At 62.1% G+C, this 25,656-nt stretch carries 33 protein-coding genes and 1 pseudogene; 18 read left to right on the forward strand and 16 right to left on the reverse strand.

Annotated elements, in window-relative coordinates; all coding sequences use genetic code 11:
- Positions 1 to 149 precede the first annotated feature (149 nt).
- The 3 genes from RFM41_RS32995 to RFM41_RS33005 all read right to left on the reverse strand — a co-directional run bounded on the left by RFM41_RS32995 (position 150) and on the right by RFM41_RS33005 (position 2,595).
- Entirely contained in the window at positions 150 to 521 is a 372-nt protein-coding gene (locus RFM41_RS32995) for an endonuclease domain-containing protein (protein ID WP_320253390.1), read from the reverse strand.
- A 160-nt stretch (positions 522 to 681) separates the two neighbouring features.
- On the reverse strand, positions 682 to 1,947 hold the full coding sequence (dinB, locus tag RFM41_RS33000) for a DNA polymerase IV (protein WP_320253389.1): 1,266 nt from the start codon (positions 1,945 to 1,947) through the stop codon (positions 682 to 684).
- Between the two features lie 267 nt (positions 1,948 to 2,214).
- Positions 2,215 to 2,595, reverse strand: a complete 381-nt coding sequence (locus RFM41_RS33005) for a cupin domain-containing protein (RefSeq protein WP_320253388.1) — start codon at positions 2,593 to 2,595, stop codon at positions 2,215 to 2,217.
- 357 nt (positions 2,596 to 2,952) lie between these two features.
- Here RFM41_RS33005 and RFM41_RS33010 point away from each other — a divergent pair, with 357 nt between their 5' ends.
- Positions 2,953 to 3,243 (forward strand): polymerase, encoded by a 291-nt coding sequence (locus RFM41_RS33010; RefSeq protein ID WP_320253387.1) that lies wholly within the window; start codon positions 2,953 to 2,955, stop codon positions 3,241 to 3,243.
- A gap of 29 nt (positions 3,244 to 3,272) precedes the next feature.
- Entirely contained in the window at positions 3,273 to 3,509 is a 237-nt protein-coding gene (locus RFM41_RS33015) for a hypothetical protein (RefSeq protein ID WP_320253386.1), read from the forward strand.
- A 25-nt stretch (positions 3,510 to 3,534) separates the two neighbouring features.
- On the opposite strand, the gene RFM41_RS33020 is transcribed toward RFM41_RS33015, so the two are convergent.
- Positions 3,535 to 4,752: a DUF7305 domain-containing protein gene (locus tag RFM41_RS33020; protein WP_320253385.1), complete on the reverse strand. Its 1,218-nt coding sequence runs from the start codon at positions 4,750 to 4,752 to the stop codon at positions 3,535 to 3,537.
- 281 nt (positions 4,753 to 5,033) lie between these two features.
- On the opposite strand from RFM41_RS33020, the gene RFM41_RS33025 reads away from it, so the two are divergent.
- From RFM41_RS33025 to RFM41_RS33050, 6 genes are all read left to right on the forward strand, one after another.
- A complete protein-coding gene (locus RFM41_RS33025) occupies positions 5,034 to 6,296 on the forward strand; it encodes a TadE/TadG family type IV pilus assembly protein (protein WP_320253384.1) in 1,263 nt (420 codons plus the stop codon).
- A 5-nt stretch (positions 6,297 to 6,301) separates the two neighbouring features.
- Complete coding sequence (locus RFM41_RS33030) at positions 6,302 to 6,742, forward strand: TadE/TadG family type IV pilus assembly protein (RefSeq protein ID WP_320253383.1); 441 nt, start codon at positions 6,302 to 6,304, stop codon at positions 6,740 to 6,742.
- On the forward strand, positions 6,732 to 7,148 hold the full coding sequence (locus RFM41_RS33035; protein ID WP_320253382.1) for a TadE/TadG family type IV pilus assembly protein: 417 nt from the start codon (positions 6,732 to 6,734) through the stop codon (positions 7,146 to 7,148). Before RFM41_RS33030 ends, RFM41_RS33035 begins: the two co-directional genes overlap by 11 nt.
- Positions 7,149 to 7,328: 180 nt before the next feature.
- Complete coding sequence (locus tag RFM41_RS33040) at positions 7,329 to 7,568, forward strand: hypothetical protein (RefSeq protein WP_320253381.1); 240 nt, start codon at positions 7,329 to 7,331, stop codon at positions 7,566 to 7,568.
- 313 nt (positions 7,569 to 7,881) lie between these two features.
- The gene (locus RFM41_RS33045) at positions 7,882 to 8,184 is read left to right on the forward strand and encodes a hypothetical protein (RefSeq protein WP_320253380.1); all 303 of its coding nucleotides are present in this window, start codon (positions 7,882 to 7,884) and stop codon (positions 8,182 to 8,184) included.
- A 529-nt stretch (positions 8,185 to 8,713) separates the two neighbouring features.
- Positions 8,714 to 9,478 (forward strand): hypothetical protein, encoded by a 765-nt coding sequence (locus RFM41_RS33050; RefSeq protein WP_320253379.1) that lies wholly within the window; start codon positions 8,714 to 8,716, stop codon positions 9,476 to 9,478.
- 76 nt (positions 9,479 to 9,554) lie between these two features.
- On the opposite strand, the gene RFM41_RS33055 is transcribed toward RFM41_RS33050, so the two are convergent.
- Positions 9,555 to 10,097, reverse strand: coding sequence for a DnaJ domain-containing protein (locus tag RFM41_RS33055; RefSeq protein WP_320253378.1), 543 nt, complete (start codon positions 10,095 to 10,097; stop codon positions 9,555 to 9,557).
- A gap of 165 nt (positions 10,098 to 10,262) precedes the next feature.
- Between RFM41_RS33055 and RFM41_RS33060 the strand changes: the two genes are divergently transcribed.
- Together RFM41_RS33060 and RFM41_RS33065 are read left to right on the forward strand one after the other, a co-directional pair.
- Complete coding sequence (locus tag RFM41_RS33060) at positions 10,263 to 10,394, forward strand: hypothetical protein (RefSeq protein ID WP_320253377.1); 132 nt, start codon at positions 10,263 to 10,265, stop codon at positions 10,392 to 10,394.
- A gap of 372 nt (positions 10,395 to 10,766) precedes the next feature.
- Positions 10,767 to 11,174: a hypothetical protein gene (locus tag RFM41_RS33065; RefSeq protein ID WP_320253376.1), complete on the forward strand. Its 408-nt coding sequence runs from the start codon at positions 10,767 to 10,769 to the stop codon at positions 11,172 to 11,174.
- A 360-nt stretch (positions 11,175 to 11,534) separates the two neighbouring features.
- Here RFM41_RS33065 and RFM41_RS33070 read toward each other — a convergent pair whose 3' ends face one another.
- Together RFM41_RS33070 and RFM41_RS33075 are read right to left on the reverse strand one after the other, a co-directional pair.
- Positions 11,535 to 11,882: an exopolysaccharide production repressor protein gene (locus RFM41_RS33070; protein WP_320253375.1), complete on the reverse strand. Its 348-nt coding sequence runs from the start codon at positions 11,880 to 11,882 to the stop codon at positions 11,535 to 11,537.
- A gap of 267 nt (positions 11,883 to 12,149) precedes the next feature.
- Positions 12,150 to 13,040, reverse strand: coding sequence for a DUF1236 domain-containing protein (locus RFM41_RS33075; RefSeq protein WP_430691596.1), 891 nt, complete (start codon positions 13,038 to 13,040; stop codon positions 12,150 to 12,152).
- Between the two features lie 222 nt (positions 13,041 to 13,262).
- Here RFM41_RS33075 and RFM41_RS33080 point away from each other — a divergent pair, with 222 nt between their 5' ends.
- A complete protein-coding gene (locus RFM41_RS33080; protein WP_073987459.1) occupies positions 13,263 to 13,562 on the forward strand; it encodes a DUF1236 domain-containing protein in 300 nt (99 codons plus the stop codon).
- Between the two features lie 215 nt (positions 13,563 to 13,777).
- Positions 13,778 to 13,999, forward strand: a complete 222-nt coding sequence (locus RFM41_RS33085) for a hypothetical protein (protein WP_073987460.1) — start codon at positions 13,778 to 13,780, stop codon at positions 13,997 to 13,999.
- A 277-nt stretch (positions 14,000 to 14,276) separates the two neighbouring features.
- Here RFM41_RS33085 and RFM41_RS33090 read toward each other — a convergent pair whose 3' ends face one another.
- Positions 14,277 to 14,627, reverse strand: a complete 351-nt coding sequence (locus RFM41_RS33090; protein WP_320253373.1) for a DUF982 domain-containing protein — start codon at positions 14,625 to 14,627, stop codon at positions 14,277 to 14,279.
- 212 nt (positions 14,628 to 14,839) lie between these two features.
- Here RFM41_RS33090 and RFM41_RS33095 point away from each other — a divergent pair, with 212 nt between their 5' ends.
- From RFM41_RS33095 to RFM41_RS33105, 3 genes are all read left to right on the forward strand, one after another.
- A complete protein-coding gene (locus tag RFM41_RS33095; protein WP_140753234.1) occupies positions 14,840 to 15,139 on the forward strand; it encodes a DUF1236 domain-containing protein in 300 nt (99 codons plus the stop codon).
- A gap of 131 nt (positions 15,140 to 15,270) precedes the next feature.
- Entirely contained in the window at positions 15,271 to 15,477 is a 207-nt protein-coding gene (locus tag RFM41_RS33100) for a hypothetical protein (RefSeq protein WP_320253372.1), read from the forward strand.
- Between the two features lie 120 nt (positions 15,478 to 15,597).
- Positions 15,598 to 15,831, forward strand: coding sequence for a DUF2934 domain-containing protein (locus tag RFM41_RS33105; RefSeq protein WP_320253371.1), 234 nt, complete (start codon positions 15,598 to 15,600; stop codon positions 15,829 to 15,831).
- Positions 15,832 to 15,986: 155 nt separating this feature from the next.
- Here the strand turns inward: RFM41_RS33105 and RFM41_RS33110 are convergent, their stop codons facing one another.
- The 7 genes and pseudogenes from RFM41_RS33110 to RFM41_RS33140 all read right to left on the reverse strand — a co-directional run bounded on the left by RFM41_RS33110 (position 15,987) and on the right by RFM41_RS33140 (position 21,859).
- Positions 15,987 to 16,196 (reverse strand): hypothetical protein, encoded by a 210-nt coding sequence (locus RFM41_RS33110; RefSeq protein ID WP_320253370.1) that lies wholly within the window; start codon positions 16,194 to 16,196, stop codon positions 15,987 to 15,989.
- A gap of 155 nt (positions 16,197 to 16,351) precedes the next feature.
- Positions 16,352 to 16,696, reverse strand: coding sequence for a hypothetical protein (locus tag RFM41_RS33115; RefSeq protein WP_320253369.1), 345 nt, complete (start codon positions 16,694 to 16,696; stop codon positions 16,352 to 16,354).
- Between the two features lie 204 nt (positions 16,697 to 16,900).
- On the reverse strand, positions 16,901 to 17,779 hold the full coding sequence (locus tag RFM41_RS33120; protein WP_320319343.1) for a DUF2167 domain-containing protein: 879 nt from the start codon (positions 17,777 to 17,779) through the stop codon (positions 16,901 to 16,903).
- A 267-nt stretch (positions 17,780 to 18,046) separates the two neighbouring features.
- Positions 18,047 to 18,817: a hypothetical protein gene (locus tag RFM41_RS33125; RefSeq protein ID WP_320253367.1), complete on the reverse strand. Its 771-nt coding sequence runs from the start codon at positions 18,815 to 18,817 to the stop codon at positions 18,047 to 18,049.
- Between the two features lie 24 nt (positions 18,818 to 18,841).
- Complete coding sequence (locus tag RFM41_RS33130) at positions 18,842 to 20,446, reverse strand: tetratricopeptide repeat protein (RefSeq protein ID WP_320253391.1); 1,605 nt, start codon at positions 20,444 to 20,446, stop codon at positions 18,842 to 18,844.
- 33 nt (positions 20,447 to 20,479) lie between these two features.
- Positions 20,480 to 20,623, reverse strand: a pseudogene (locus tag RFM41_RS33135) (tetratricopeptide repeat protein); the annotation flags it as partial.
- Between the two features lie 78 nt (positions 20,624 to 20,701).
- Positions 20,702 to 21,859, reverse strand: a complete 1,158-nt coding sequence (locus tag RFM41_RS33140) for a tetratricopeptide repeat protein (RefSeq protein ID WP_320253366.1) — start codon at positions 21,857 to 21,859, stop codon at positions 20,702 to 20,704.
- A 190-nt stretch (positions 21,860 to 22,049) separates the two neighbouring features.
- On the opposite strand from RFM41_RS33140, the gene RFM41_RS33145 reads away from it, so the two are divergent.
- Complete coding sequence (locus tag RFM41_RS33145; RefSeq protein WP_320253365.1) at positions 22,050 to 22,385, forward strand: hypothetical protein; 336 nt, start codon at positions 22,050 to 22,052, stop codon at positions 22,383 to 22,385.
- Between the two features lie 213 nt (positions 22,386 to 22,598).
- On the opposite strand, the gene RFM41_RS33150 is transcribed toward RFM41_RS33145, so the two are convergent.
- Complete coding sequence (locus RFM41_RS33150; RefSeq protein WP_320253364.1) at positions 22,599 to 23,243, reverse strand: LexA family transcriptional regulator; 645 nt, start codon at positions 23,241 to 23,243, stop codon at positions 22,599 to 22,601.
- Between the two features lie 568 nt (positions 23,244 to 23,811).
- Between RFM41_RS33150 and RFM41_RS33155 the strand changes: the two genes are divergently transcribed.
- Together RFM41_RS33155 and RFM41_RS33160 are read left to right on the forward strand one after the other, a co-directional pair.
- The gene (locus tag RFM41_RS33155) at positions 23,812 to 24,612 is read left to right on the forward strand and encodes a GcrA cell cycle regulator (RefSeq protein WP_320253363.1); all 801 of its coding nucleotides are present in this window, start codon (positions 23,812 to 23,814) and stop codon (positions 24,610 to 24,612) included.
- 203 nt (positions 24,613 to 24,815) lie between these two features.
- Positions 24,816 to 25,412: a DUF6456 domain-containing protein gene (locus tag RFM41_RS33160; RefSeq protein WP_320253362.1), complete on the forward strand. Its 597-nt coding sequence runs from the start codon at positions 24,816 to 24,818 to the stop codon at positions 25,410 to 25,412.
- Positions 25,413 to 25,656: the final 244 nt, after the last annotated feature.

Here is a 25,656-nt window from a genome sequence, read left to right on the forward strand (position 1 = left end):
TGCGTCAAAATCTCCATGCCTTGCGACATCGTTGGCGTGAGCCACCACGAAAACGCAAGTTTCAGTCCATGCCAACACTATCTTAGCGCTTATGCCCTTGTGGGGGAGATGTCCGGCAGGACAGAGGGGGGCGCTGTCCCGCCAGCTTCTCAAATCGGTCCAGCCAATCCTGCCACGATAACAATATGCTGGCAGACATTGTCGATATCGCGGATGACATCGCCATTCCAGAAGCGCAGGACTATCCAGCAATCCTGCTCCAAGCGCTTGGTTCTAACCTCGTCAGCGTCCGCACTATCTGCGTCGCTGTGTTGTGAGCCATCGACCTCGACGATCAGCTTCTTCTGCGGGCAGGCAAAGTCGACAATATAGCTCGCGATCGGAAACTGCCTACGGAAGCCGAGGCCCATGAGTCGATGTGCACGAAGCTCGTTCCACAGCTTCAACTCGGCATCGGTCATGACCTTACGCATCGATCTCGCGTTGGCGCGATGTCTCGGCGGCAGAGGCGTATGTGGCATGGTCAGGCTTGGGTTGTAAGAGTTGTGTCGCCCACGTTTCTACTCTACGGCGCCCCCCTCTGTCCTGCCGGACATCTCCCCCACGAGGGGGGAGATTGGCCGTCGCGGCTGCTTTCGCCAATCTCTTACGTCGCATGAGAGAGTCGCCGGCCGCTCCCCCTCACAACGCCTTCTCCGCCAGCTCCCTGAACCCGTCCGGCACCGAGCGCGCCGCTTCAAGCGCCACCGTGCCGTAGCCGACCGCTTCCTTGCCGAAGCGCTGGCGGATCTTGTCGATGGCGCGGTCGGCGCCGAAGCGGGCAAGGCCCTTGCGGCTGCCGGGCTTCAGCTTCTCGTCCGCCAGGCCGAGCGGCAGTTCGAGCTGCAGCTCGGCATGCTCCTCCAGATGCGAGACGGAGATGGCGAGCAGCGAGATGTCCCGCTCGCCCGGATGCGCGGCAAGCACGCCGCGCACCAGCTCCTCGGCGATTTCGGCCAGCATGGCGGTGGCCTGGATCGGCTGGTCGAGCGTGATCGAGCGGCTCACCGCGCGCATGTCGGCGAAGCGAACGCGCACTGTGACCGTGCGGCCCGGCCGGTCTTTGGCGCGCAGGCGACTTGCGACGCGGTCAGCCAGATGCAGCAGCGTCGGCACGAAGACGCGCGGCAGCGCGGGCTTCCTGCCAAGCGCCGACTGCGCGCCGGCGGAATGCGCTCGTCGATGCGTCTCAAGTTTGCGTGGGTCGCGGTTCCAGGCGAGCGCGGCGAGCTTCTGGCCGGCGGCATGGCCGATCAGCCGTTCCAGCGCGCCGCTATGCGTGCGCGCCAGCTGCCCGATCGTCTCGACGCCGATCTCGGCCAGCCTCGCCTTGGTCGCCGGGCCGACACCCCACATCAGCGTTACGGGCAAGTCGTGCAGGAAGGAAAGCTCGGTGCCGGGCTCGACCACCACCAGCCCGTCGGGCTTGGCTACCTGCGAGGCGATCTTGGCGAGATGCTTCGTCCGCGCCACGCCGATCGAGATCGGCAGGCCGAGCTCGGCCTTCACCCGCTCGCGGATTTTTCGCGCGATCTCTTGAGGCGATCCGAACAGATGCGTGCAGCCGGCGACGTCGGCAAAGGCCTCGTCGATCGAGATGCGCTCGACCAGCGGCGTGAAATCGCCGAGCACCTTGATCGCTGCGTCGCCGAGGCGCTGATACTCGCTGAAGCGGCCGCCGACGAAGATGAGCTGCGGGCAGAGCTCGCGCGCCTTGCGGCCGGGCATGCCGCCGCGCACGCCGAAGATTTTGGCCTCATAGGAAGCCGCCAGCACCACGCCGCCGCCGACGGCGATCGGCTTGCCGCGCAGCGACGGGTCGAGCAACTGCTCGACGGAGGCGTAGAAGGCGTCAAGATCGGCATGCAGGATGGTGGCGGCACTTGCAGCGGCGTTCGTTCCGAGCATCCCGCGCTCCTGTCTGCGGCCCACCGCCCTGCCGCGCTGCAGCATTAGATTTCTCTGTTGGAACAGGGCGGATTTCAGGAACAGAGAGAGAACAAAAGCAGTCTCGTGTCAAGCGCACGTAAGGCAGTTTCGTTTGTCTACGGGCAAACGAACGAGGTGCTTCATTCGAATGAATGAGACGGCGTTTGCACCCGCGAAAGGGATCGGAGCGACGGCTCGCCCCAATCCCACGGCAGGCCTGCCTTCGCGGCCGGTCCATGAGCCGTCTTATGCAGGCTTGGCGTATTGCTCGGCGCTCAGCACCTCGATGCACTGGAACGGCTGGCTGCCTTCGACCCAGGCGTCGTGGCCGGGCGGGATGGTGTAGGAAGAGCCGGCCTCGAAGGTCTTTTGTGTGCCGTCTGTCAGCCGCACCGTGATCGAGCCGGATACGACATAGCCGACATGCGAGACCTGGCAACTGTCGGTCTTGACCACCGGCTTGACGCATTCGGACCATTTCCAGCCCGGCTGCATGTTCATCCGCCCGAGCGTATAGCCCGGCAGCCGGACGATCTCGACACGCGTCTTGGCAGGCGCGCGGACCTCGTCGGGATTGTTGTGCGATTTGGATTCGAATTTTGTCACGTTCATTGCAACTTCGGTCATGGTAGCCCTCCCATGTGTGAAGCGGCGCCTGACGTTGCGATCGTCGGCGACCGCCATCTATTCATAAGCCTTATTATGAGTGATTGCTAATGTAATCGGGGCGACCATGAGCTCGGCCAAGCGCTTGGTGCGTTGTCGTGGAAGGCGAGTGTTCGCGGCCGGGCGACGGTCCCGGAGCAGGTTCGGACCGAAGTCTCACCGCGGCAACGCAGAGGCCCGAGATGCCGATTTGGAGGCAACCGTAGCGGCTTCATTTCATTGGCTAGCAAGCCGCCGGACAAAGTCCCTTCATCGGCGGTTGACGACGGGTGCCCGCCATTCCTGCGATATGGCGGGCACTCCTTCCTGGGGCCGCTCTTGGAGTTGCTGGCCATGCAACCCGGCAAGATCATCGCGAACCTGTTTGCCACGCTGCTTTTTGCCGGCCTGGTCGGGGGCGTCTTCCTGCTCTTCGGCAGGCCGCTCTCGCCACAAAGCCATGCCCAGATGGTAGTCCTTCTTCCAATCGACACGATCGCCACCGGATCGGTGCGCAAGGCCTGTGTCGAGCCGTGCCTGCCGGCCCGCTTTGATCTCAAGCTCGCGCCCGTCAGGCCACCGGATGAAGGCAGGCGAGGGAACCAGTCCGCGGCTCATGCCGTTGAATGAGCGAAGGGATGGCGCTGGCGGAGGCCGCCATGAATAATTTCGAACTCATCGATCTTCTATGCGTCATCAACGCATGCGCGAGCGATCGTTTGGCCGGGCGTGTCGTGCCGATGTCGAAGGCTGTCGAGGAATTGCGCGTCTTGACCGGCGATTTCGTCTCGTCGGATGAGGATGCGACCAACGCCTTGACGCAGGTCGCGCTCGAGCGCGGCTGCGCGGTGCTTTTCGACGAGCAGGCGGGCGCGGATATCGTGGGCCACGCGTAATCTCCGACAGATGGGAGACTGGTGCTTATTTCGCCAGGGTGATCATCCGACCCGCATACGCCGCCAGGCCCCCCAGCTCGGCCGTGCAATCGGACTTTACGGCCGAGTTTCCAATCATCGCGACGGTATCGCCGACCAGCCGCAGGCAACTGCCCTGGGCGTTCATGTCCGAATTTCCGGTATAGGTGATGGCGGCGTCGGGGGCGTAGATGAAACCGCTGACCACCGATCCGGATCCGCCGTTGAGCGTCAGCGGCTGGGTGTTACCATGCGCCTGGAAGATGGTGATGCCGGCGTAAGGGCCGCTCGTCGGCGGTGAGAGGTTCACCTGCTCGTTGGCGTTGATGTAAAGCTGCGAGTTCTCCATCAGGAAGATCGTCACGCCCTGGCCGGTAAGGCTGCCGTTGCCGCCCGGCTTTATGGTGACGTTGCGAAAGATGTAGGTGCCGGGATTGAGGGTGATCTTTCCCGACAGGGTCTTGTCGCAATAGGTGCCCGGCGAGAGCGTCACCGTTTTGCCGTTGGGCACCGGCAGGCAGAGCGTGTAGGCAGGCGGAACGACATTGGCCAGCGGATCGAACGAAGCATACTGGTTCTCATGTGGCGCGCCGCAGGAAAGCGTGGCGTTGGGCGGCGTCAGCCCTTGCGTGCCGCCGACCGTCGAGACGCAGCCCGCGCTGACGATCGCCGAGCCTCCGCGATTGACGGCATCGGGCGCGTCCGAATTGGCCGCGATCACGCAGCCGTTCATCGCCACATTGGTCGAGCCCTGCAGGTTGACCGCGCTGTCGGCGTGCTGATTGAGCGCAAGCACGCAGGCTTGCGCGCCGGGCTTGAGCTTGACCAAGGCTGAGCGCGTCGCCGGCCAGGCCGGCATGCCGCTGATGAAGGCCGGCCGGCTGATGCTCGACGACAGCGAAATGAAATAGGCGCCCGGATCACCGCTTGCGCTGGCCTGGAAGGCGGCGAGGCTGCCCGACAGCTCCTGCGCGTCGGTTGCGCTCATATTGGCCGCGAAGAAGGTCTGGCCGAGTTGCTGCACGTCGCTCGCCGACATGCTTGCCTGGTATCTCGTGCCTATCGCCAGGCCGGCCGCATCCAGCGAGTTCTGCAACTGCGCGGCGTCGTCGCTCGTGCCTATCAGGTCGATGGACGCCGCCACGCCAAGCATAAGCGGAACCATGGCGACCGCGGCCGCGACCGCGAAGTTGCCGCGCCTCGATGCCAAAAACCGTCCCAACATGGAGCCTATCCTCGCCGATATGCGGTATGTGATAGGCGCGCCGTCTCAACGAGCGATTTGCAAAAAAGATAAAATGCAGAAAGTGCTAAAATATTAGCTTTTACATATGCTTACATCTTAAGTCCGATATATGTTAGGCCTTAGGTCTTAGTCGGCGCGGCGCAAGGTGGGGACAGCGGAGCGCGAGGGGCCTACCGGCAAAAGTCGAGCGAAATAATTAGGCATTCGTTCATACCGCAATGATGACGTGAGGGCTGGGATAGCTTGGGGCGCGCTTGGCCATGGCCTTTTCGGGCGGTTTCTTCAGACATCTTTTTTCTCGACTTTCTTTTCGACGCTTTTGCGAAGGCAAGGGCGGCAATGTCGCGACCATATTCGCGCTCACCCTGCCGGTCGTCGTCGGCGGCGCGGGGCTCGGCATAGAGACCTCCTACTGGTACTATTCAAGCCTGAAGCTACAGGCGATCGCCGACGCCGCCGCCTACGCCGGCGCGTTGGAAAAGGTCCAGGGGTCCGACACCGCGACGATTACGGCGGCCGCCACGTCATCGGCCGCCTCTAACGGGCTGGGCGGGGGCACCATCGTCGTCAATACGCCGCCCACTTCGGGGCCAAACACGGCCAAGAAGGCGGTGGAGGTCATCCTCAACCAGAACCTCGACCGCATTTTCACGTCCGTTTTCACACAGACGAAGGTTCCGGAGCAGGCGAGGGCGGTGGCGCTGATCACCGACGCTTCGAAGGCATGCATGGAAGCGCTCAACCCCTCGGCCTCCCAGGCGGCGCTCTTTTCAGGCAGCACCAGCGTCAAGCTGACCGGATGCGTTATCATGGCGAATTCGATTGCCAACGATGCCATCAAGGTGCAGGGGTCGGCGGGACTTCAGGCCGATTGCCTGATTTCAGCCGGCGGCGTGGTGCTGAACAACCCGGTGACCACCGTCTGCAAGGCCCCGATCACCCAGGCCCTGCCGGCGGCCGATCCGTTCGCTAGTCTCCCTGCGCCCGCCGCTACCAACCCGTGCCAGAACGTCAACGGCAACAAGACGACCCAGACGATCCAGCCGGGCACCTACTGCAATGGCATGAGCCTCAATGGCAATGTCGCGCTTTCTTCCGGCGTTTATGTCCTGCAGGGCAATTTGAAGATCAACGCTGGCGCGGTCATCACCTGCGCCGCACCCTGCACCGGCGTGACCATCTTCATGGCGGGCAGCAACACCGTCAGCATGAACGGCAATGCGACCGTGACGCTGAGCGCGCCGACCTCAGGCACCTATTCCGGCGTGCTGTTCTACGGCGACAGGACGGGAACCGCGGCGCAGAGCACCTTCAACGGCACCGCGAACTCGCTTTTGACCGGCGCGATCTACTTCCCCAGGCAGCAGGTCAACTATCTTGGCAATTTCTCGGGCGTGAACGGCTGCACGCAGGTCGTTGCCGACACCATCCAGTGGTCGGGCAATTCGACCATCAATCAGGACTGCTCCAGCCTTGGGATGAAGGACATTCCGGCGGCACAGTCGGTCGCGGTCGTCGAGTGAAACCTGTGGCCAGCCAACTCTTTACGGCCATTCGTGATAGAACGGGCATAGCCGCGGTCGAGTTAGCGCTGGTCCTGCCGGTCCTGTGTGCAGCGTTGCTCGGTATCATGGACGGCTGGTCCTATGTCACCAGTTCGCTATCGATGCGCGCCGGCGTGAAGACGGCAGCGAACTTTGTGATGGCAGGATCCGCCGATGACAGCGCGACACAGAGCGTCGCGCTGGGGAGTTGGGAGAACAAGCCTTCCGACGCGCAGGTCACGATTAGTCGAATCTATAAGTGCGGCACCACCGTGGTCGACGCGTCGACCTTATGCAGTGGACCGAAAGCGCCGTCTGTCTACGTCCAGATTCAGGCATCCGGCACCTGGATCCCGCCCTTCACCTTCGGCCCATACCCAGACAATACCCTGATCGGCCATGTGCAGGTGGTCCGTGTGCGCTGAACGAAGACTCCGGCTTTCGGCATTTGGCGGCAATGAATCCGGCGGCGCCGGTCTCGAATTCGCGCTGGTTGCGCCTTTCCTCATCATGCTCCTGTTCGGCATCTTCGCCTTCGGTTGGTCGATGAACAGCATATCCAGCGTGCGCTATGCGCTCGAAGCCTCCGCGCGTTCGCTGCAGCTCAACAACACGCTAACCCAGGCCGACATCCAGGCCATCGCCACGCAGAAGCTGCAGGCGCTTGGGCTGCAGAATGTCAGCGTCACCATCACCACCGATCCGCCGAGCGGCGGCTTTACCATGGCCCATGTCAACGCCAGCTATGCCTTCGTCATCAGCTTCCCCTATTTCAGCAATTTCCCGATCAGCTACACCACCTCGGTGACCGTGCCGTTGGTCGGCGGTTAGAGCAATTCCAGGAAAACCGTAAGCGGTCAGGCCCGGCGACTTCGTCGTAGGCTCCGTCCGGAATTGTACGCTGCAAGCGGGGAGATGGAACTTGGTCCCAACGATTTACCGACCAATGGAAGGCTTGTTGCAAGATATTAGTTTGATCTAATATTGCGCGGGGTGGCGTGGAGGAGCTCAATGTCAGGTAAACCAACCTCATTCCCAATGCCTGTCGACGTGTTCGACGTACTGCCCGATCAAGCAAAAGGCCACCTGCCGCCAGCCGCGTTCGATGCTGCCCTCACGGCAGCGGACCATCCCGCTGCCAGCGACTATTTTGCGCCTCATGCGGATGTCACTCTGCCGGCCGACGCGACCAGCGCGATCGACCAGCACGCCACGCATATGCCCAGCTTCATAACCGACTGGTTGCTGTAGCCAAGCGGACCTAAAGCGCGTCGCGATCTTTCAGATTCGCGCCATGCGCTTTAGGTTTTTGATTTTACGCATGTCCCGAAACCGGTTCCCACTTTCGGGAGACATGCTTTAGCGGCATCCCGTCTCGTGAGCGCCTGTCGCCCCTGTGGTGGCGGGCGCAATAAGACGCCGGACCGGGCGCGGAACCGCTCCTTGCCTCCGCCTCGGTCGCCACGCGGCATGAATGCGCCATCTTAGCGACCTCTAAAGTCGCAAGGCTCGCGCCAGCCCGGAATGCTATGGATTTGCTGTCGTCCATATCAGGAGCGCAGTCATGACCTCTGTTGTTGGAAGCCGGCATGGTACCAGCCTGGTGCATCATCCGGGCAAGACCCATGTGTCGTCGGAAGCCTTCCTAGGCAACAGCGCCGAAAGCGTTGGCCATCTTGCAAAGGCCTCGGTTTCCGAGACGGATGCCAGCGATCCAAACGCGCAAGGAAAGGCCGCGTCCCGGATCGCCCGGATGGATCTGACGGTGCTTTCCCCGACCGGTTCAGGTGAAGGTCAGGGGGCGGACGCCGCGGCATCCGCGGATCAGGATGCCGGCGACACGGAAGCCTCGGATCTTTCGGTTTAGCCGCCCCCGAGCCGGGCGCATTCCTGCTTGACGGCCTTGCTCTCGCGCCAAAGCATGTCCCCCGAAAGTGGGAACCGGTTTCGGGAGACATGCGTAAAATCAAAAGCCTAAAGCGCATGGAGCGAATCTGAAAGTGGGAACCGGTTTCGGGGCAAGACATACGCAAAATCAAAGACCTAAAAAGCGCATAGAGCGAAACTAAGCGAAACTGAAAGATCGCGACGCGCTTTTAGGTGGACGTTCTGTGTTTGCGTGGCTTCGCCCATGTGGGGAACGCCGCTGGGACCATGGTCTGGCGGGACAGGGCCCTCATTGTTTCAAACGGCCCAGGGGTGCTCGGTCCTTTGTATTTCCATTACATTTCAATGTGTTAAGGCGATTCTTCGCGAAAATTTCCGGGCGGCGGCCGCCATGCTCTCATTTCGCGACCGCAATCGCTTAAAGTTTATCCGACGCCGTTAGGAAATTCTCATAAGAGGCTGCCTAGCGGTTGGGCCATGTGACGACGATTCATTTGCGGAGAAGCACAATGACATTGCGAAAGACACTCCTAGCATCCCTTGCCATCCTTGCGCTCGCGGCCGCCCCCGCGCTCGCCGGCGGCGGCAACGGCAATGGCAACGGCGGCAGCCATGGCGGCGGCAATGGCAATGGCAACGGCGGCGGCAATGCCGGTGGCAATGGCAACGGCAACAGCGGCGCCTCGCATGGCAAGTCGGCTTCCGCGCCGGGCCACAACAAGGGCACCGACAGCGCCTCGGACGACAGCGCGTCTGACGACAGCTCGACCGACAACACGACGACAGCCGCCACGCCGAAGGACAAGAACCTTCACGCCAAGCTCGGTCGGCTGAACTCGCTGCAGCGCAACATCAACGCCTACATGAATTCCAAGAGCAAGAAGTTCGCCGGCATCCAGGCTTATGTGACGCAGGCCGCGGCGGCGCAGAATGCACAAGCCGCGGTTGACGCGGCTCAGAAGGCCGTGGATGCTGCCCAGGCCGCCTTAGATGCGCTGACCGCGCCCGGCGCGCCCACTCCGACCCAGCAGCAACTGGATGACGCGAACGCCGCGCTGACCGCGGCACAAAACGCGCTCGCCGCCGCCCAGACCACGGCAACCAATACGCCGCCTCCAACCGACACCTCGTTGGACGCCGCCCTTACCGACATGGCCAACAAGCCGGTCGACGCCGCCGTCACCGCCTGGGCCAAGGATACCCTGGCAGGCAAGATCGACGCCGTAGCCGCCGCCACGGCGACGACGACCACATCGGCGACAACGACCCCATAAGGCCGGTCTAACCGACCAGAGGGCGAACGAGGACGCCGCCGGGCTCGCCCGGCGGCTTTTTGCGAATCAGCCTGCCTCAGTCGGCGTGGTCGAGCAGGCGGGTGGTGTCGGTGTGACCCGTGCTGCGCCTGGCCCCGGCGTGGTCGATGCCTTCGACGGTAATGGCGAATGTTCCGTTCTCGGTTCTGCCGATGAAGCCCTTCGCCTTGAGGTACCACAGATGGAATTCCAAATGCTCGCGAGGGCAGCCCGACAGGCGCTCGAGCTCCTCGTCGCCGATGCCCGGATTGTTGACGTCCCGCCGGCGCCTCACATAGAGAAGCGACAAAAGATTGGCCTGGATGACGCTATCCCTCTCCATGCCACCGCCGTCGCGCGCTCCTTCCGTGAGCTCGTGGCGAAGGCCCAGATGCTCGCGATAAAGGATGTCGTACTGTGCCCGTTTGGTCGGATCGCGAAGCGTATTGTGGGCTTCCACGATCTCGCTGAAACGCGATTCATTGCCGGTTTCCCGATTGTCGGGATGATAGCGCATGGCAAAGTAGCGGAAGATCCGCTCGATGGTCTCAGAATTGGCGTTCGGGCTTATTTCCAGAAGTTCGTAGTAGTCGATGAACATGTAATCGTGCTTCCGAAATTACGGAAACCACTCCCCCGATCCCAAGCATTGCCTAAATGCCACGCACTTGCAAGGCGCCCGGGGCTGGTCGTGAACGCTACGGCCAGCGCGCTTGTACTTGTTCGACTGGCGCCCGGCGCCGGCGCCCACCGGACGGAGACCGAGATGGATGTGGGTCGCCGCGCATGCAGCCTGTTCTACGTGCTGTTGCTGGCAACGCCGGCAATCGGGCTTCTTGCGTTCTATCTGCGCGATCTTGGGGTGACGTCCATTCGCTCGCCAAGCTGGCTTCCATAGGGCTGATCGCCGTCCACGCCGTGGCGGCGCTCTACCATGGTTTCGCCCGTCGACTAGAAGGGAAGGGACTCCTGGCCGGCGCGTTTGTTCGCGGTACCCGATCGGGGAAAGACTTGCGCTGGAATAAACTCCAGGCTTTGCTACGTTAACTATACATGAAATTCAGGTGGCAACCTGGATGGAGCCGACCTCAAGCCCGGCTCCTTTTGGCTCGCTTCGAAAGAGGCGAGCCATTTTTTTGGGAAGCCGGCTGCCGGTACAACAAATCTTTCGGCTTTCGCCCAACACCGCACCGACCTAGATGTGTGATGGCTAATATCCCTTGCGCGATGTAGACTTGAGTCGGGTTTAATGAGGCATTGGGAGGAACAAATGCCACGGGTTTCGGAGCTTTTCTTCAAGACGGCCATCGTCTTTCTCATCCTGGGCATCGCCGCCGGGCTGCAGATGGCGATTTCGGGCGATCATGGCGCCTTCCCGGCGCATGCTCACATCAACCTTCTTGGCTGGGTCACCAGCGCCATCTTCGGTGGCTACTATGCGCTCAACCCTGCCAAGGCCGAGCGCCGCATCGCCATGATCCATTACGGCCTCTATACGATCGGCCTCGTGATCATGCTGCCTGCGCTCTACTGGATGCTGGCGGCAGGCCACCCGGAGATCGAGCCCGTCGTGGCGATCGGCTCGCTGATCGTCGCCGCTGCGGTGCTGGTGTTTGGCTTCGTCGTCTTCTCGTCGTCGCAGACGGTGCGCTCGGCCTCACCAGCCACCGCACGCTAGTCGAGAGCATGATCCCGAAAAGCGGGAACCGGTTTCGGAGAAAGATCTTGCTCCAAGAAGTTAGACCGTGAAGGCGATTCAACGAAACGCCATCACGATCCAGTTCGGCGAACCCGGCAGGATTGCAGCCAGCCGGGGCCGCAGTTCCGACGGTTGCAAGCCTGCCGTTTGCGTTGCGCTGCGGTAACTTCGTTAAGGGTTGCCTGCCGGCGGCGATGCAAGTTGATGGCGCTTCGGAGCCCTGACGCCGAGGCGTAGCCCGGCTCGTGCACTCGAGCGTAGAATGCGGCGTGCCGGGCTTTGCAGCGCGGCCGCCTCTTGAAGGATGATCGGCCGCGGCGGACCGCGAAATGCCGCGCTTTAGGGAAGCAGTTTCGGGAACAGCCGCAAGATGAGAGCGTGGATGATGCCGTCGCGCTCGAACGGGCCGGGCATCTTCGCAGGCGCCGGGCTTGCGTCCGCCTTGCCCTCATCGGCCACGCGGGTTTCACCGTGCACGAGCCAGAGCACGGCCGCGAAATAGCCGACCTGCAAAACAACAGCTGCCAGGAACGTCCAGCCGATCGCCATCCAGACAGATCCGGTGGACATGAAGGTCCAGCCGAGGATGACCAGAAGCGTTACTACCATTCCCACAAGAAACTGCGGAAAATACATTTGCCCAACCGAGCGCCGCGACCACATTCGGTCGCCGGCGATCTCGCCCATATCTCTACCCATCTCGTCCCATGCACCTTTTCCGGGTGGACCGCAAGCTTGAACGACTTGCCCGCTGGCCCATCGCCCTTTCGTCCGGCCCTGATAGGGACGACGGACGCAGGACTTCCGTTGGGACAACCGGGAATTGCGGCGGATCGTTCCCCAGGCAGCAGAATTCGACGCGTATCTAACAGGCGGCTACTGGGCGTGTTCGGATGTCCCTGGCAAGCGAAAGGCCCGCCACGCGGGCGGGCCCTATCCGCTATGCTGTCCGGATCAGGTCAGGATCACCACGATCTTGTAGGTATCCGGGTCGACGATGACGATGCGTCCGTCGGCCAGCACGAAATACTCATAGCTCTCATAAGCCGGGACGATCTTGACGATCCGGGCCGGCAGACGGTGCAGACGCACTTTGTGGCGCGGCACTTCGACGCCGACCGAGACGTCGAAGCTGACGTCTCGAACCGGCTCGACATGGGTCTCATGAATGACCTGTGTGATCTGCGTCCTCTGCTCCACCGTCACGTTGTTGATCGAGGCCGTCTTGTTCTGGTCTGTCTCGACGTTGGTGTTGCCCTGGGCGTTCTGCTCTGTGTTGGTGCCGGTCTTGCCCTGGGCATTCTGCTGGGTCTGCATTTTCGTGCTGCCCTGAGCATTCTGCTCAGTGTTGGTGCCGGCCTTGCCCTGGGCCTGCTGGTCGGTCTTCATCTTGGTATTGCTCTGGGCATTCTGCTCGGTGTTCGTACCGGTCTTGCCCTGAGCGTTTTGCTCGGTCTGCATCTTGGTGTTGCCCTGGGCGTTCTGCTCGGTGTTGGTGCCGGTCTTGCCCTGGGCCTGCTGCTTCTTCTTCAACTGCGTATTGTCCTGGGCGTTCTGGTCGGTATTGGCGCCTGACTGACCCTGAGCCTGCTCATCAGTCTTCATTTTGGCCTTGCCCTGGGCCTGCTCTTCGGTGTTGGCTCCGGCCTTGCCCTGGGCGTTCATTTCGGTCTTCGATTTCATCTCGCCTTGGGCCTGTCCGCCGGTCTTGCCGCCCTTCTGGCAATCGGCCGTGCCGGCCGCGCAATTGTCGCCGCCGCTCGGCTGTGCGGATTCGGTCTGGGCCATCGCGGCGCCGCAGCCGACGCCGAGCGCGATCATGCTCGTGATAAGCAGGTGTTTCATCGGATTTCTCCTCGGAAAGTTAGGTCCCTTCGCTGAGAAAACCCCGCCCGAAAAGCATTGTTCCGAAATTGTCGAGCCGGTCGCCGACGATGTTTTCGTGAAAATGACGGCAGCAGGTTTTGCAGGAACAAGGCCTGCCGATTGGCGTTACGCACAAATGCCACCGGCTGTGAAATCGCAGGCGCAGCGTGAGAGGCAACCTGTAAAAGCAAGGAGAAGATAATGAAGATGCACCTCACAACCGCTGCCGCGGGCCTGCTGCTTTTCGCCGGTGCTGGCGCGGTAGCCGCCCAGGACGTCGTGATCGAGCCCGAGCAGGAAACGGTCATCCGCGAATATGTGCATAAGCAGCCGCTGGCCTCGATCGAGGTTCCCGGCGTCAAGCTCAGTGTTGGCAGCGTCCTGCCCGACACTGTCGAACTGCATGAAGTGCCGAACGTCAAATACCGTTACGTTGTCGTCGACAATCAGACGGTTGTCGTCGATCCCGGCACACGCAAGATCGTCCAGGTCCTGCAGTAGGGTCCATTCACTTGCTGGTTAACGGCGTGCCGCCGGCGGTGGTTGGCCGTTAACCAGTATTAATTCGTTACCAAACGCTAACGGAACCTTCGCCGGAGCCCTGCGTTGACGCTTCTGTGTTCGCGATTTGCCTCATAGCGAACACAAGCATGCGCAGGATGCGGATTCGGGCGGCGGCGAAAACAGGCACGGGTTGGGGGAGGAGACTAACCGACATGTCGAAACGAGAAATCGGAACATCCCGTTCGCTCGGGATGCGGGTTGCCGATCTGAGAGCCAGGATGCGGGACGCCCGGATCACCGAGCATGAGATGAAGACCTTCCAGAAAGTCGCGGCCATCATGGGGGGCGGCGAGGGCTCCCTACGCATCGACGCGGACGATCTGATCGCCGCGTCCTTCGTTACCGAGGCGCTGGGTGAATCGACACCGAGCTGACAGCGGCCACCAGCCGAAATCCCGTATCGATCCAGTCGACCGTCGGCCGGCGAGGCGGCGGTCTGCAGGCAGGACGCACGCGATGCGGCGCCCGGCTTGCTCCCAGGATCCGCCGGCCCTGAAGCATGTCTCCCGAAAAGTGGGAACCGGTTTCGGGATAAAGACATGCGTAAAATCAAGAACCTAAAGCGCGTAGAGCGAACCTGAAAGGATCGCGATGCGCTTAGAATTTGTGGCCGATACGTGTGGCGTGAGCCTGAATGCGCCAAAGCTGGACCTATCCTGGCACGTGTCGATTCTGCGTCCGGCTTTCGCGCGCCCGGCTGCGCCTGATCTTTGCTTCGCGCAGCTTCACGACCGGATCGGCGCCGGTCCACTCGATCCCCGCCTTCTTCGCAAAGACCAGGAATGCCTGCCGCGCCTTGTCGAGATCGATCTCTCCGGCCCGTGCCGCTTCGCAGGAGCGCAGCGCGGTGATGTAGCTCTCGTCCTGCGTAGCCGGAGGCCACTCCTTGAGGAAGTTCTGCATCGCGGTCAGCGAGGTGATCTCGCGTTTGAAACCGGCGCCGACCGCGATCGCCACCGGGGCCTGAAGTTCGATGTCGCTTCTGATGGAACCTTCTCGCATGACGCCGCGCCCTATGGATTTCAAAGTCTTGGGAAGTTTCAATGCCTTCCAATGCAGGGCCGATGCGAAGGTTCCGCAAAGTCAATTAGTCGTCGCTGACGGAACAACACCTTGCCGAGGGCGTTTGCCCCGGGAGCTCCAACTTTCGACCTGCCGTGTTTCCGCTCTCGCGGAAGCATGGCGGAGCTCGCCAACGCAACAGGAGAGAAACGATGAAAACCATCCTCATTCCAGCTGTCGCCGGCCTGGCTCTCATGGCCGGCATCGGCATCGCGGCCGCGGACGAGGTGATCGTCACCCCTGAGCAGCAGACCGTGGTCAAGGAATATGTCCACAAGCATCCGGTCGCCTCGGTGAACGTGCTCGGCCTCGAGCTCGGCATAGGTTCCACTGTGCCTGACACCGTCGAGCTGCAGGAGGTTCCGGACGTCCAGTACCGCTATGCGGTCGTCAACGATCATACGGTGCTGATCGACCCCGGCACGCGCCGCGTCGTTCAGGTGATCCAGTAACATCTGGCCCTGAAGAGCCCGATCCTTCCGCTGGAGCATCGCGGAAGGATCGGGCTCTTCTCGCATCCCGGCAAAAGGCCTAAAATAGGCAGCGGTTTGGGAGGCAACGAAGCGCGGAAGGAGTCGTTGCCATGCATCATCCACACGTCGAATCACCGGACATCGCGCGCCAAGTCGACAGGCTGCTGGCCGAGCGTGGCGATGGGTTGCTGTCGATCAGGCAGGCGGTCACGCTGCTGCGAGAGCGCACCGGAACCGAGCGCTCCGACGCCGATCTCACCGGGCTGATCGTCAAGAAGGCCGCGCATCTCGGTATCGTGGTGCTCTCGGAGGATTAACGGGCCATCACCTGATCTTGCGTCAAGTTGCGTCCGCGCACCGCGTCGATACCCAAGACGCCGTGCGAAAATTCGGCTAATGTTCGCGTTGGGGAACCGTCCCAACCTTAGGAGGCGACAGTGACGGACGACAGGCACGAACGCATTCGCCAGCGGGCGCACGAGATCTGGGAGCGGGCAGGCCGTCCGGAAGGCGCGCATCTCGAGCACTGGGACCAGGCGACCGCCGAGATCGATGCGGCCGGCAAGGGAAAAGCCAAGAGCCCGAAGAAGGCCGCCGCCAAGGCCGAGAAGCCCAAAGCCGCCAAGGCCCCCGCCAAGGCAAAGGCGGCCAAACCGAAAGCCAAGGCCTGATCTCCTGCGGCCGCGCAGCCGACGGCTCATACCGATAACGACCAGGTGTGGGTACCCGCGCCCGACGGTTTGCCGCACGGAGATGCTTGAATTCCACAGCGCGGGGCTGCAGTTCAACCGGTAGTGGGAGTTCAGCTGCGGTAGTAGGGGAGGTTCTACCGCTCCCCTTGCTTTCCGGCATATCGCGCGACCGCGCAGAGGAAAGCCAGCGCGGCCGTATCGCAGGCGGCCCGCGACGGCGAGGGACCTTTGGCGAAAAGGACCGCGTCCGCGACGGGGATGGTCAGGCCATGCTTCCGGGCGAATGAGGTGACTTCGTAGGGCTGATCGTCGGGCTGTATGCCGATGTCGATGCGCTGATCCATCAAAACGAATTCCTCCCTGGTTGCGGCTTTACCCTCCTTCGCCTGAGAGGAATTAACCACCGGCCGCTCTCGCGCGTCCACCAATTGGCAATTGTGTGAAACGATGCATTTTTCGGCGGGCGGCCTAAGGGTTGTAGCGGTGCGATTGTCCGGGCTCACCACGCGTCGCTCGATCGGGCAAACCTTACCCCCGCCGCGAGCATCGCGCTTTCACATTCACTGATCAGCCTCAGATTGCGCGAATACCGAGCCACCGTCTCCGGCAGCCAGGCCGCGCAGGCCTCGACATAGGCGCGGCCATGCACCAGCGTGCCGGTCGAAAGCCGCTCGTCCTTCTCGGCGATCACTTTCAGATATTGCTGGATGAAGCGGATGTCGTCGGCGATGTCCTGGCTGGCCATGCGCCAGGCGCCGGCAAGACGTTCGCGCTCGGCGAGCGACAGTGGCGACAGCAAGGGGCGGGAAAGGTCGGCGAAAGCGGCATGGTTCGCGGTGTCCAAGTAAGTCCCCTCAAAAGAAGGGAAGGATCGTACTTTATGTACGAAAAGTAATCAAGCAGGATTCGTACAATTTGAACGATAAGGCGGTTATAAGAAATTCACGAAAATCTTTAGCCAGCCGACCACTCGTGCGACCGCCATGCAATCGACGCATCCGGCTTGGCGAATTCAGCCGAGACTTGAGAGCCGTCGGGCGACCGCGCCTCAGCCGTCCGCCTTCTTCCTGCGGCCGAACAACCTTCTAAGCCACACCAGCGGCAGAAGCAGGAGGAAGGCGCCCTTTTTCAACACCACCAGGGCGAGCGCGATGAGCCCTGCGCTGGCGGCGCCACCATATTTGACGCCGAGCATGGTCGCCAGCACGCCCAGCGCGCCATAGCCTGCGATCTTGTCGCCGCTGGAAAAATCAAAATAGGCCGTGCCGGCCTGTGGCTTGTAGGCGGCGGCCGATGCCGCGACGATCTTCTGCACGTCGTCGCTTGTGACGTTGCCGTTCACCGGCACGATCTTCATCGGAACATAGCCCTGGCGGTCGAAGATCGACACCGAGATGTTGATCGTCCTCTCGCCGCCCCAGTTCAGGATGTTGGCGTAGTAGAGAATGTTCTTGGCCTTGTCTATTTGCGGATAGACAAGCCAGCCGTCGAAGCGGATGTCCTTTCCGGACCGCTCCGATTGCGCTTTCACCGATTCCTTGAAACTGTCTTCGATCGAACTGATTTCCGCGCTGCGGTTGCTGCTATCCCAGTCCGCCAAGCTCACATAGCCGTCCGACAACGGCTTCTCGACGGTCAAATTGTCGATCTCCGGCGTGAAGCCGAAGATCAACTGGTCGATCGTGCCGCACTGGCCGCGGTCCCAGCCAAACTCCTTCACCACCAGATTGCAGCGATCCTCCGGCTTCAGATAGACAGCCCCGCCACCGGCCGGGCTGACGGTGCCTCTTGCGGCGATCAGAGGCTGGGTGAAGCTCTGCGGATGATAGTCCGTGCTGTCCTCGGCATGCGCGATGACCGGCTGACCGAGTGAGCAGGCAAACGCCAACAGAACAGAAATCAGATTTTCTCTGACAGATTTGCGCACAACCCTCTCCACTATTGAGGCCCCAACCTTACGCAGTCACGATCTAACGGGATTTCAACGACAGGCACAAGACGAGAAAGTTCTTTTTTTGTTCTTTATGCCGGAGAATATTCCGTAATCCCTCGGCCAGTTCTTATTTGACCTGCAAGCCTGACTTTCACTCGGATACCCGCCTGTAAGCGGCCAGAGTCGCCGACGGGTTTCGCGAGAAACATTGCACCGCAGTCCTTCCATCACATGACTGGCGCCGCGCCTTGTCACCGGCGCCTAATTCTTCGTAATGGCGTAGAGCAGGGCGGTTTTGATATGCCGTCCAGGTTCGCCCGACAGCGAAAGGGCTGCCGCAAACAATTTCGCCGTTGCGGGGCACAGGCCCGCGAAATCCTGATTACTGTTCGCGATGGCCTCCATCTCGGCCGGCGTGCCGCCGCCTTTGGTGAAGGCGTCGGCGACCAGCGACCAGTCCTGATCCTCAGGTTCGGCAGCCGGCAAACCGCTTCTTTTGGCAGCGCCAAAGGCGTGGAACAGTGTTGCGCCGATCTTGTCCAGATGCGCCAGAAATTCACTGTCGGGCGCGCTGACTGCGTCCGGCCCAATGCGCAGGTAATTATTGCAGGTGGCTGGCGTTTCGCGCGCCATCACATGATTGAGCATGTCGAGTTGCGCTGAGAGCGCTTGCGAGACCTCGCCGTCCGGCGCGGAAGGCAGAAGCGGTGCATATCTGTGCCGCAGATCGGCGACCGCCTGTCTGCTGGTATTGCGCACTTCTATTTGGCTTCCAGTATTGGCCGCGGCCGTGATCTTGCGCAGCATCGCATCGTAGTCGTCCGGAAACTCCCGGGCGATAGCCTCGAAGATCTGGAGATCCTGCTTCCGGATCTCAGCATCGATGTCGGCGGCCGTCAGCGGTTGGGGCGGCTTCGTCACCGACTGATAGTGGTGATATCTGCCGCCGCCGAACATCGTTGGCATCACTTTCGCCGCAACGAAACTCACAGGGAAGACCGCCGCCACTTGCAACCATTTCCGATAGGACATCCGCTGGCTCCCTACAGCCGATGCTTAATTGGACTTGAGACTCAGCGCCTTCTTGCGATCGGCCTCGGCACGCTTATGGTTGCCCTTGGCCTCCCAGGCCCGGCTTCGCGCTTTGTAGGCAGTGGCAAAATTCGGCAGGAGCTTAACGGCCCGATCGAGATCGGCGATGGCTCCGTCATAGTCCGCCCTACTGGTCCGGATCACACCCCGGCCGAGATAGGCTAAGGGGTTGTTGCGATCGAGGTTGAGTGCTTTTTCGAAATCGCCCAGCGCGGCGGCATCCTCATGTCTGCCCATCCGGATAAGACCCCGATCGGCATAGATTCTCGCATCGACCGGATTGAGCCTGATGGCCTTGTCGTAGTCAGCGAGGGCTCCGTCGTCTCCCTGGAAACTGCGATTCTGGCCGCGGCCATAGTAGGTCTCGGCATTGTTCGGGTCGAGCGCGATCGCCTGGCTGTAATCGGCGATGGCATGAGCGTAATCGCGTTTCGATTCCCAGGCCATGGCGCGGGCCAGATAGGCATCATGGAATGACGGGAAGAACGCAATCGCTTTGCCGTAAAGGATTATCGCTCCGTCATAATCGTTCTTTCCATACAGCGCTTGACCTTTGTTGAACGTCTGCGCGGCTAGCGAAGTCCAACTCGGCCTAGTCGCCGTTTCGCCGGCCCCGCCAGTAGCCTTGCGTGGTGTCTTCGAGGCGTTCGCTTCGTCTCTTGCCATCATCGCCAGCTTGCGGCCCTTGCGGGCGAGGGCCAGCTTCGGGTCGAGTTTCAGCGCGTGGTCGAAATCGGCAATGGCAGGCTCGTAGTCGCCCTTGGTGAACCAGACACTGCCACGCGCAAAATAAGCCGGCGCATATTGCGGGTGGAGTTCGATCACGCGGCTGTAATCGGCGATGGCGCGATCCAGTTCGTTCTTGTTGGTCCAAGCGACAGCGCGGCCGATGTAAGCGTCTGAATAGGTAGGATAGAGTTCGATCACCTTGCTGAAGTCATCGATGGCTGCGTCATACATGCCTTTCTGGACAAGCGACGTGCCGCGCCCGACATAGGCCGAGGCTTTTCTCGGATCGAGCTCAATCGCCTTCTCATATTCCTCAATGGCCTGGTCGTATTTGCCGGCGTCCAAGAAGGTGTCGCCACTTTGCACAGCGCTCAGCACGCGTTGGTCAATCGCCTGAGCTGGGTCGGTCACCTGCTTTCCGGTTGGCTTTGCTTCACCTTGACCGAGTTGCTCGGCCAGGATTTCAACGCCAGCAGCGACGGAGGGCTGTGGCTGTTGAATGTCCGGCGGGGAAGTCGGCCCGCTTTCGTCATCGGCCACCTGTTCGCTACAGCTTCCTGTCCGCTTCGGGTCCAGTTCAACGGCACGCCGGCAATCCGCCGCGGCGCCGGCCTGGTCGCCCTTGAGCGCCTTGGCGCGGCTGCGACCCAGATAGGCGTCGGCATTGTCGGGATCGAGGCTGATTGCCTTGTCGAAATCGAGCAGCGCGCCGTCCACGCCGTATTTTGCCAGCCGCGTCCCGGCGCGTTCGACCAGTGCCCTGGCGGCGGCCCGATCCTGGGCGGCCCGATCCTGCGCGGCATGGTCCTGCGTCGCGGCGGCCGGAACGGTTTGAGCCATGAGCGCGGCGCACGCATCGGCGCGTTTCGGGTCGAGCTCGGCGGCGCGCCGGCAATCGCTGGCGGCAAGGGCATAGTCCCCTTGCGAGGCCGCTGCGACCGCCCGGCCGTAATAGGCGTCGGCATTGTCGGGGTCGAGTGAGATGGCAAAGCCGAAGGAAGCGATCGCGCCAGGCACGTCGCCGGAGACCTGCTGTTTCAATGCATCCTGGATTTGCGCGGCAGCATTTTTAGAACGAATCCGTCTGGCGGTTGCCTACAGCTGCTTGGTCAAAGAGGAAAGATCCGGCTTGGCCGTCGTTTCCGCGGCCGGCGCCTCGGCGTCGGCGGGCCCTGCATCACAATCGCCGGCCTTTTCCGGCTTGAGCGCGATGGCCTTCCGGCAATCGGCCGCCGCGCCGGCAGCGTCGCCGCGCCGGGCTCGTACCAGCGAACGGGCGAACCAGGCTCCGGCATCCTTCGGATCAAGTGCGATCACCTGGCCGAAATCGGCAGTGGCGCGGTCGTCGTTGCCTTTGCCCGCCCAGGCGACGGCTCGGTAGTAATAGCCGTCGATGTTTCCAGCATCGAGCTCGATCGCCTTGTTGGCGTCAGCGATCGCGCGAACCCACTCCTTCTTGTTGGTCCAGGCGGCGCTGCGTTTGGCATAGGCGTCGGCGCTCCTGGGGTCGATGCCCAGCGCCGTGTCGTAATCGGCAATAGCGCGGTCGAACCTGCCCTTGGCGGCGTGGGCGATGCCGCGGTTGACCAAGGCGGTCACGTCCGTCGGATCGATACGGATCGCCTCGTCATATGCGGCGATCGCCTTTTCCTGCTCGCCTGTCGCGGCCAAGGCGGAGCCGAGTTCGGCATGCGCCCTGCCGTTTCGCGGATCGGCCTCGATCGCCTGCTGGAAGTCGAGGATGGCCGCGTCAACCTTGCCCTTGTGCAGGAAGGCCGAGCCCCGGCTGGAATAGGCTTGGCTGTCGGACGGCTCCAGGCTTATGGCCATGTTGAAGTCCGCGATCGCGCGGTCGTCGTCTCCCTTGTCGAACCACGCGGCCCCGCGGTTGAAATAGGCCGAAGCCCGCTTGGGATCGAGCGCGATCGCCTCGCCATAATCGGTGATCGCGCCATCCCAGTCCTGCATGTCGTCCCGAGCCCCGGCCCTGTAGAAATAGGCCTTGGCGCGCAAAGGCGATGCCTCGGTGACGTCCTCGGCAATCGCGGTGCAAGCGGCAATGCGGCGGTCGGCTGCGGCTTTGGCATCGCCTGCGCTTTTTTCATCGCCAAAGCAAAGGGCAGGGTCCTTGACAACAGCGGACGCCGGTTCGCCCAGCCCGCCAAGCACCGCCATCCCCGCCAGGACCACCAGCGGCCCGCGAGAAAACCCTCCAGCAAGCGCGCGCAAAAACGCGCCGATGCGGCGTGACATGATTGGATCCTCCCCCCGGAGTTACCGCGGCTGCTGCCGTGGTTGCCTATATAGTTCTGTTTTTGTTCCGGAATGCAAGCAGAAATTGCGATGCCTACATTTTTGCCGTCGGACGGGCCTTGTAGAGTGCTCTTGACCTGTCCAGCTTCTATCGAGATATCTTGGCGCGGCTTGGGGCCAAGAAGTCAGAATGGAAATCACGCTCAGCGACGGAGATTTTGCTTCATACACCTGCGGCGAGCGGCTTTTGGTTTCCTATCTTACGGCCGTCCTTTTCCTAGGATCTATAACGGCCGTAGTCATCATCGTCATAGTGCTGAAATCTTCTCGGGAGATCTCCGAAAGCTTTCGGCAAGACCCCAAGGCCAGGACAATAAAGATAGCATTGATCGCATCTGTCGCGGCCCGCGTCGTTCTGCTGTCGATTGTGGCGCCGCTTTCCCGATCAAGAACACGGCTGTTCGCCACGGAGACCTCGATTGTCGAGACGGGCTGCTACATCCTCACGCCTTACCGCGAGGTTTGAGACCGGAATCTCGTGACTTTTTTCTACCGATACATCCGAGATAAGAGCGACGTCGACTTGCTTGAAATTAAACAGGAGGGCAGACGCTCTCTAAAGATCGGGCTGCCCGGCACTCCCTATTTAAGAAACCTGGTTGCGGTAGCGCCCAAAGCAATGAGCTTTTATTTCGACCAGCTGAAATCCGAAGGCAAGGCAATCCCTCGCGTCTAACCCTTACATATCGATCATCGACCGCTTCACCCGCCCGATGATGGTGATCGCCCCTTCCAGCTCCGGCGGCGGGATGTCGAGATAGGACGCCGGCTGGAACGGCGGATTGTCGTTCGGGCGATAGCGCTTGTAGGTGGCGCGTCCGGTCTCGTCGGCGATCACGTAGCAGCCATTGGTCACCAGACGCTTGTCGCGCAAATTGACGAAGATGATCGAATCCGGCGGCGAGATCTTGTTCATCGACGGCCCGTCGACGCGCAGCGCGATCCATTCGCCTTCCTCGAGGTCGGCGGTGGGGATGGTCGGATAGTCGGAAAGATTGACCACGCTGTCCTGGCTGCCGAGCTCGCCGGCGCTGATCCAGGACACGATCGGCACGTCGACGGTGACGGGCGAAGAGGCGAGGCTGACCGGCGCCGCCTCGGCGCCATCCGCCCCCAAACCGCCATTGAACAGCAGCCAGCCGGGATCGACGCCGAACAGCCGGCCGTATTTCTCCGCCGCTTTCCGGGACAATGGCCGGTTGCCGTTCTCGTGGCTGATCAGCGTGTTCTTGTTGATGTCGCGCAAGGCCCGCGCCGCATCGCTGGGCGAAGCATAGCCGGCCTGGGCGCGCGCCTGCTGCAATCTGTGCCGAGAATCCATCATCGTACAAAATGCCTGAAAATAATCGTCCAAAGTGTACGATTTCGCTTGCGCGGTTTTCGTACATAACGTACGCTTAGCGCATGAATGAGCATCCCGCAAGCATTTCCGCACTGCCCGTGATTCTGACGCCGCCAACGAGCACCTCAGGGCTGGTAGGGGGCATGAACGCGCGCCCCTCGACTCATCAATTCCCATCGTCCGGACCGTCCTCCTCCCCGGTCCGGGCGCATCCCGGGGCGCTTGCCCCGGATCCGGTCGAACCGTCCGCACCCCGGTTCACCGGAACGGCCGGAGCCGTTCCTCCCCCGGCTCCGGCCCCCAATTCGGGCATAAGCTGCATCCGCACCGAGGACGGCACCGTCATCCTGTTCGACCGAATGACGGGCCGGGCGGTGTCGGGCCTGACGCGGGCGGCCGCCGAGGCGACGCTGCTTCGCTTGAACGCGCCAGGCGCAGCCTGACCTTCAACCCTTTCGATGACCGCCAAACGGCCTCGCGGCCGAACCCTGGCGCCCGGCCTGAAGTCGGGTGCTTCGCCCAAGCTCTTTGCAATCAGTGGAATGAGACGATGGCAGCCGCCTATACCGAGAAGGAAATCGACGAGATCGCCGCCTTGCTGAAGGAGGGGCTTTCTGCCTCGCGCATCGCCGGCCGCTTCAGCGCGCTGCGCGGCAGTCCGGTCTCGCGAAACGCCATCATCGGCATCGTCCACCGCAACGCCGGCTTGAGCGCCATCGGCTTCGCCAACCCCAAAGGTGGCCGCGCCGGCGGCAGGCCGAGGAAGCATGCCCGGCCAGACCGATTGGGTCGGCGCGGAAGGATGGCGGCTGGAGGCGTGGCGCTCTCCGAACCGGCAGCGCTCTCGAGATACGCCGAACTTATAGAGGGCGCCGGCATCGAAGCTGCCAATCTCCCCCCAAGCGGGGGAGATGGCCGGCAGGCCAGAGGGGGGCGCTGTCCCGCCGACGTGTCGGTCCCTGCGGTTACAGTGAAACCGGACGCCATTAGCGCTCGCACCAACCGTAGCTCGAAAAAGCCCAAAGCGCGCAAACCCGCGCGCACGCTTCCGCCCGCCTGGCTCGCTCCCGGCGCTCGCGAAAAATCCGAGGCGCATCTCTACAAGCTCCCGGCGCCGCCGCCTCCGGTAAACCCAGGCCGCCAGCCGCATGTCGCGGCGATGCGCTTCATCGACTGCCTGTTCGGTCGCTGCCGCGCGCCGCTCGATCTGGCGCTGCGCGAGGATGCCAACGATGACCCACTGGGCGCGCGCCCCGGCACGGACATGCTGTGCTGCGGTTTACGCACCGCGGGCACGCGCAGCTACTGCGCGCACCACCACGCCAGGTTCCATGGCCATCGCGGGAGGTGACGGCGAATAGGGGCGAACGACACCGCTAATCTCCCCAACCGGGAGATCATTCTCTTCCTCGCCTCCTGCCAACCGCCAACGTTGAAAGGGAGAGCCGGCGCCGAAACCGCCAATCTCCCCCCAAGTGGGGGAGATGCCCGGCAGGGCAGAGGGGGGCGCTGTCCCGCCAACCTTTCCAATTATCCACTCGCAAAGGATCGCTCATGCCCCGCAAAGCCGCCAAGAAAACTCAGCCCCCGAAACTCCCCAAGGGCGAGGCCGAGCAGGTGCGCATCCGCCGCGAGATCGGCCATGATTTCGCGTTGAAGCAAGACGCCTTCGGCCGCCAGCGGCTGACTGCCGGCACGGCCGAGGCGCGGCGCGTCTACGAGGTGTCGAACGGCGGCTACACCTCAACCGGCGGCGTCGTGCGCCTGCGCAATGTCGATCCGCTCACCGGCATCAGCTCGCTGACGCGACAGCAGCGCGAGGCCGGCCAACGTTTTCGCGACGATTTCGAACGCAGCCAGCGCGAGGGCCTGCAGCCGCAATCCTGGAGCGAGCGCGTCGACACCGGCCGCGTGGGCGGCGGCGTCCCCGACCGCGTGCTGTCGGCCGGCCGTGCGCATGCCCACGCAGCGGCCGCGCTGGCGCATTGGGATGTGGCGGAGGTGGTGCGAAAGATCTGCCTCGAAGGCCAATCGGTGAAGGCCATTGCCGAACGCACAGGCGAGGGGCGCGACGTGGTGGTCAAGTTGCTGAAGCTCGGGCTGGATTTGCTCGCAGTGCACTATGGGATGATGGGGCGGAAGGCGGGGTGAGGGGGGCATCGACGCAGCGAAGTCAAGAGCTTGGCAAAGCGAAGTGAGTCACGATGTCAGGTGGCCGGGTGTGAACTCGCAGAAGCACGGCGCTGCCCCCCATCCGCCCTTCGGGCACCTTCTCCCCGTAAACGGCATAGGCGCTAAGATAGGGATTGCGGCGCGGAATCGGTTGTGATTCTACGCTGGGGATGACACACGAATCGCTTGTTGATGACGGCTGGGCCGAGACGATTGAGTTGCT

It is taken from the genome of Mesorhizobium vachelliae (assembly GCF_033977325.1).
Lineage (GTDB): Bacteria > Pseudomonadota > Alphaproteobacteria > Rhizobiales > Rhizobiaceae > Mesorhizobium > Mesorhizobium vachelliae.

Bases quoted from the DNA above. Each gene is read 5' to 3' on its own strand.
- RFM41_RS33055 (WP_320253378.1), bottom strand. From the start codon at position 10,097: ATGTTCATCGACTACTACGAACTTCTGGAAATAAGCCCGAACGCCAAT.
- RFM41_RS33015 (WP_320253386.1), top strand. From the start codon at position 3,273: ATGAATAATTTCGAACTCATCGATCTTCTATGCGTCATCAACGCATGC.
- RFM41_RS33080 (WP_073987459.1), top strand. From the start codon at position 13,263: ATGAAGATGCACCTCACAACCGCTGCCGCGGGCCTGCTGCTTTTCGCC.
- RFM41_RS33150 (WP_320253364.1), bottom strand. From the start codon at position 23,243: ATGATGGATTCTCGGCACAGATTGCAGCAGGCGCGCGCCCAGGCCGGC.
- RFM41_RS33020 (WP_320253385.1), bottom strand. From the start codon at position 4,752: ATGTTGGGACGGTTTTTGGCATCGAGGCGCGGCAACTTCGCGGTCGCG.
- RFM41_RS33065 (WP_320253376.1), top strand. From the start codon at position 10,767: ATGCCACGGGTTTCGGAGCTTTTCTTCAAGACGGCCATCGTCTTTCTC.
- RFM41_RS33075 (WP_430691596.1), bottom strand. From the start codon at position 13,040: ATGAAACACCTGCTTATCACGAGCATGATCGCGCTCGGCGTCGGCTGC.
- RFM41_RS33085 (WP_073987460.1), top strand. From the start codon at position 13,778: ATGTCGAAACGAGAAATCGGAACATCCCGTTCGCTCGGGATGCGGGTT.
- RFM41_RS33130 (WP_320253391.1), bottom strand. From the start codon at position 20,446: ATGGCTCAAACCGTTCCGGCCGCCGCGACGCAGGACCATGCCGCGCAG.
- RFM41_RS33070 (WP_320253375.1), bottom strand. From the start codon at position 11,882: ATGGGCGAGATCGCCGGCGACCGAATGTGGTCGCGGCGCTCGGTTGGG.
- RFM41_RS33050 (WP_320253379.1), top strand. From the start codon at position 8,714: ATGACATTGCGAAAGACACTCCTAGCATCCCTTGCCATCCTTGCGCTC.
- RFM41_RS33095 (WP_140753234.1), top strand. From the start codon at position 14,840: ATGAAAACCATCCTCATTCCAGCTGTCGCCGGCCTGGCTCTCATGGCC.
- dinB (WP_320253389.1), bottom strand. From the start codon at position 1,947: ATGCTCGGAACGAACGCCGCTGCAAGTGCCGCCACCATCCTGCATGCC.
- RFM41_RS33045 (WP_320253380.1), top strand. From the start codon at position 7,882: ATGACCTCTGTTGTTGGAAGCCGGCATGGTACCAGCCTGGTGCATCAT.
- RFM41_RS33125 (WP_320253367.1), bottom strand. From the start codon at position 18,817: ATGTCCTATCGGAAATGGTTGCAAGTGGCGGCGGTCTTCCCTGTGAGT.
- RFM41_RS33100 (WP_320253372.1), top strand. From the start codon at position 15,271: ATGCATCATCCACACGTCGAATCACCGGACATCGCGCGCCAAGTCGAC.
- RFM41_RS33145 (WP_320253365.1), top strand. From the start codon at position 22,050: ATGGAAATCACGCTCAGCGACGGAGATTTTGCTTCATACACCTGCGGC.
- RFM41_RS33060 (WP_320253377.1), top strand. From the start codon at position 10,263: ATGGATGTGGGTCGCCGCGCATGCAGCCTGTTCTACGTGCTGTTGCTG.
- RFM41_RS32995 (WP_320253390.1), bottom strand. From the start codon at position 521: ATGCCACATACGCCTCTGCCGCCGAGACATCGCGCCAACGCGAGATCG.
- RFM41_RS33140 (WP_320253366.1), bottom strand. From the start codon at position 21,859: ATGTCACGCCGCATCGGCGCGTTTTTGCGCGCGCTTGCTGGAGGGTTT.
- RFM41_RS33025 (WP_320253384.1), top strand. From the start codon at position 5,034: ATGGCCTTTTCGGGCGGTTTCTTCAGACATCTTTTTTCTCGACTTTCT.
- RFM41_RS33160 (WP_320253362.1), top strand. From the start codon at position 24,816: ATGCCCCGCAAAGCCGCCAAGAAAACTCAGCCCCCGAAACTCCCCAAG.
- RFM41_RS33155 (WP_320253363.1), top strand. From the start codon at position 23,812: ATGGCAGCCGCCTATACCGAGAAGGAAATCGACGAGATCGCCGCCTTG.
- RFM41_RS33040 (WP_320253381.1), top strand. From the start codon at position 7,329: ATGTCAGGTAAACCAACCTCATTCCCAATGCCTGTCGACGTGTTCGAC.
- RFM41_RS33005 (WP_320253388.1), bottom strand. From the start codon at position 2,595: ATGACCGAAGTTGCAATGAACGTGACAAAATTCGAATCCAAATCGCAC.
- RFM41_RS33110 (WP_320253370.1), bottom strand. From the start codon at position 16,196: ATGGATCAGCGCATCGACATCGGCATACAGCCCGACGATCAGCCCTAC.
- RFM41_RS33090 (WP_320253373.1), bottom strand. From the start codon at position 14,627: ATGCGAGAAGGTTCCATCAGAAGCGACATCGAACTTCAGGCCCCGGTG.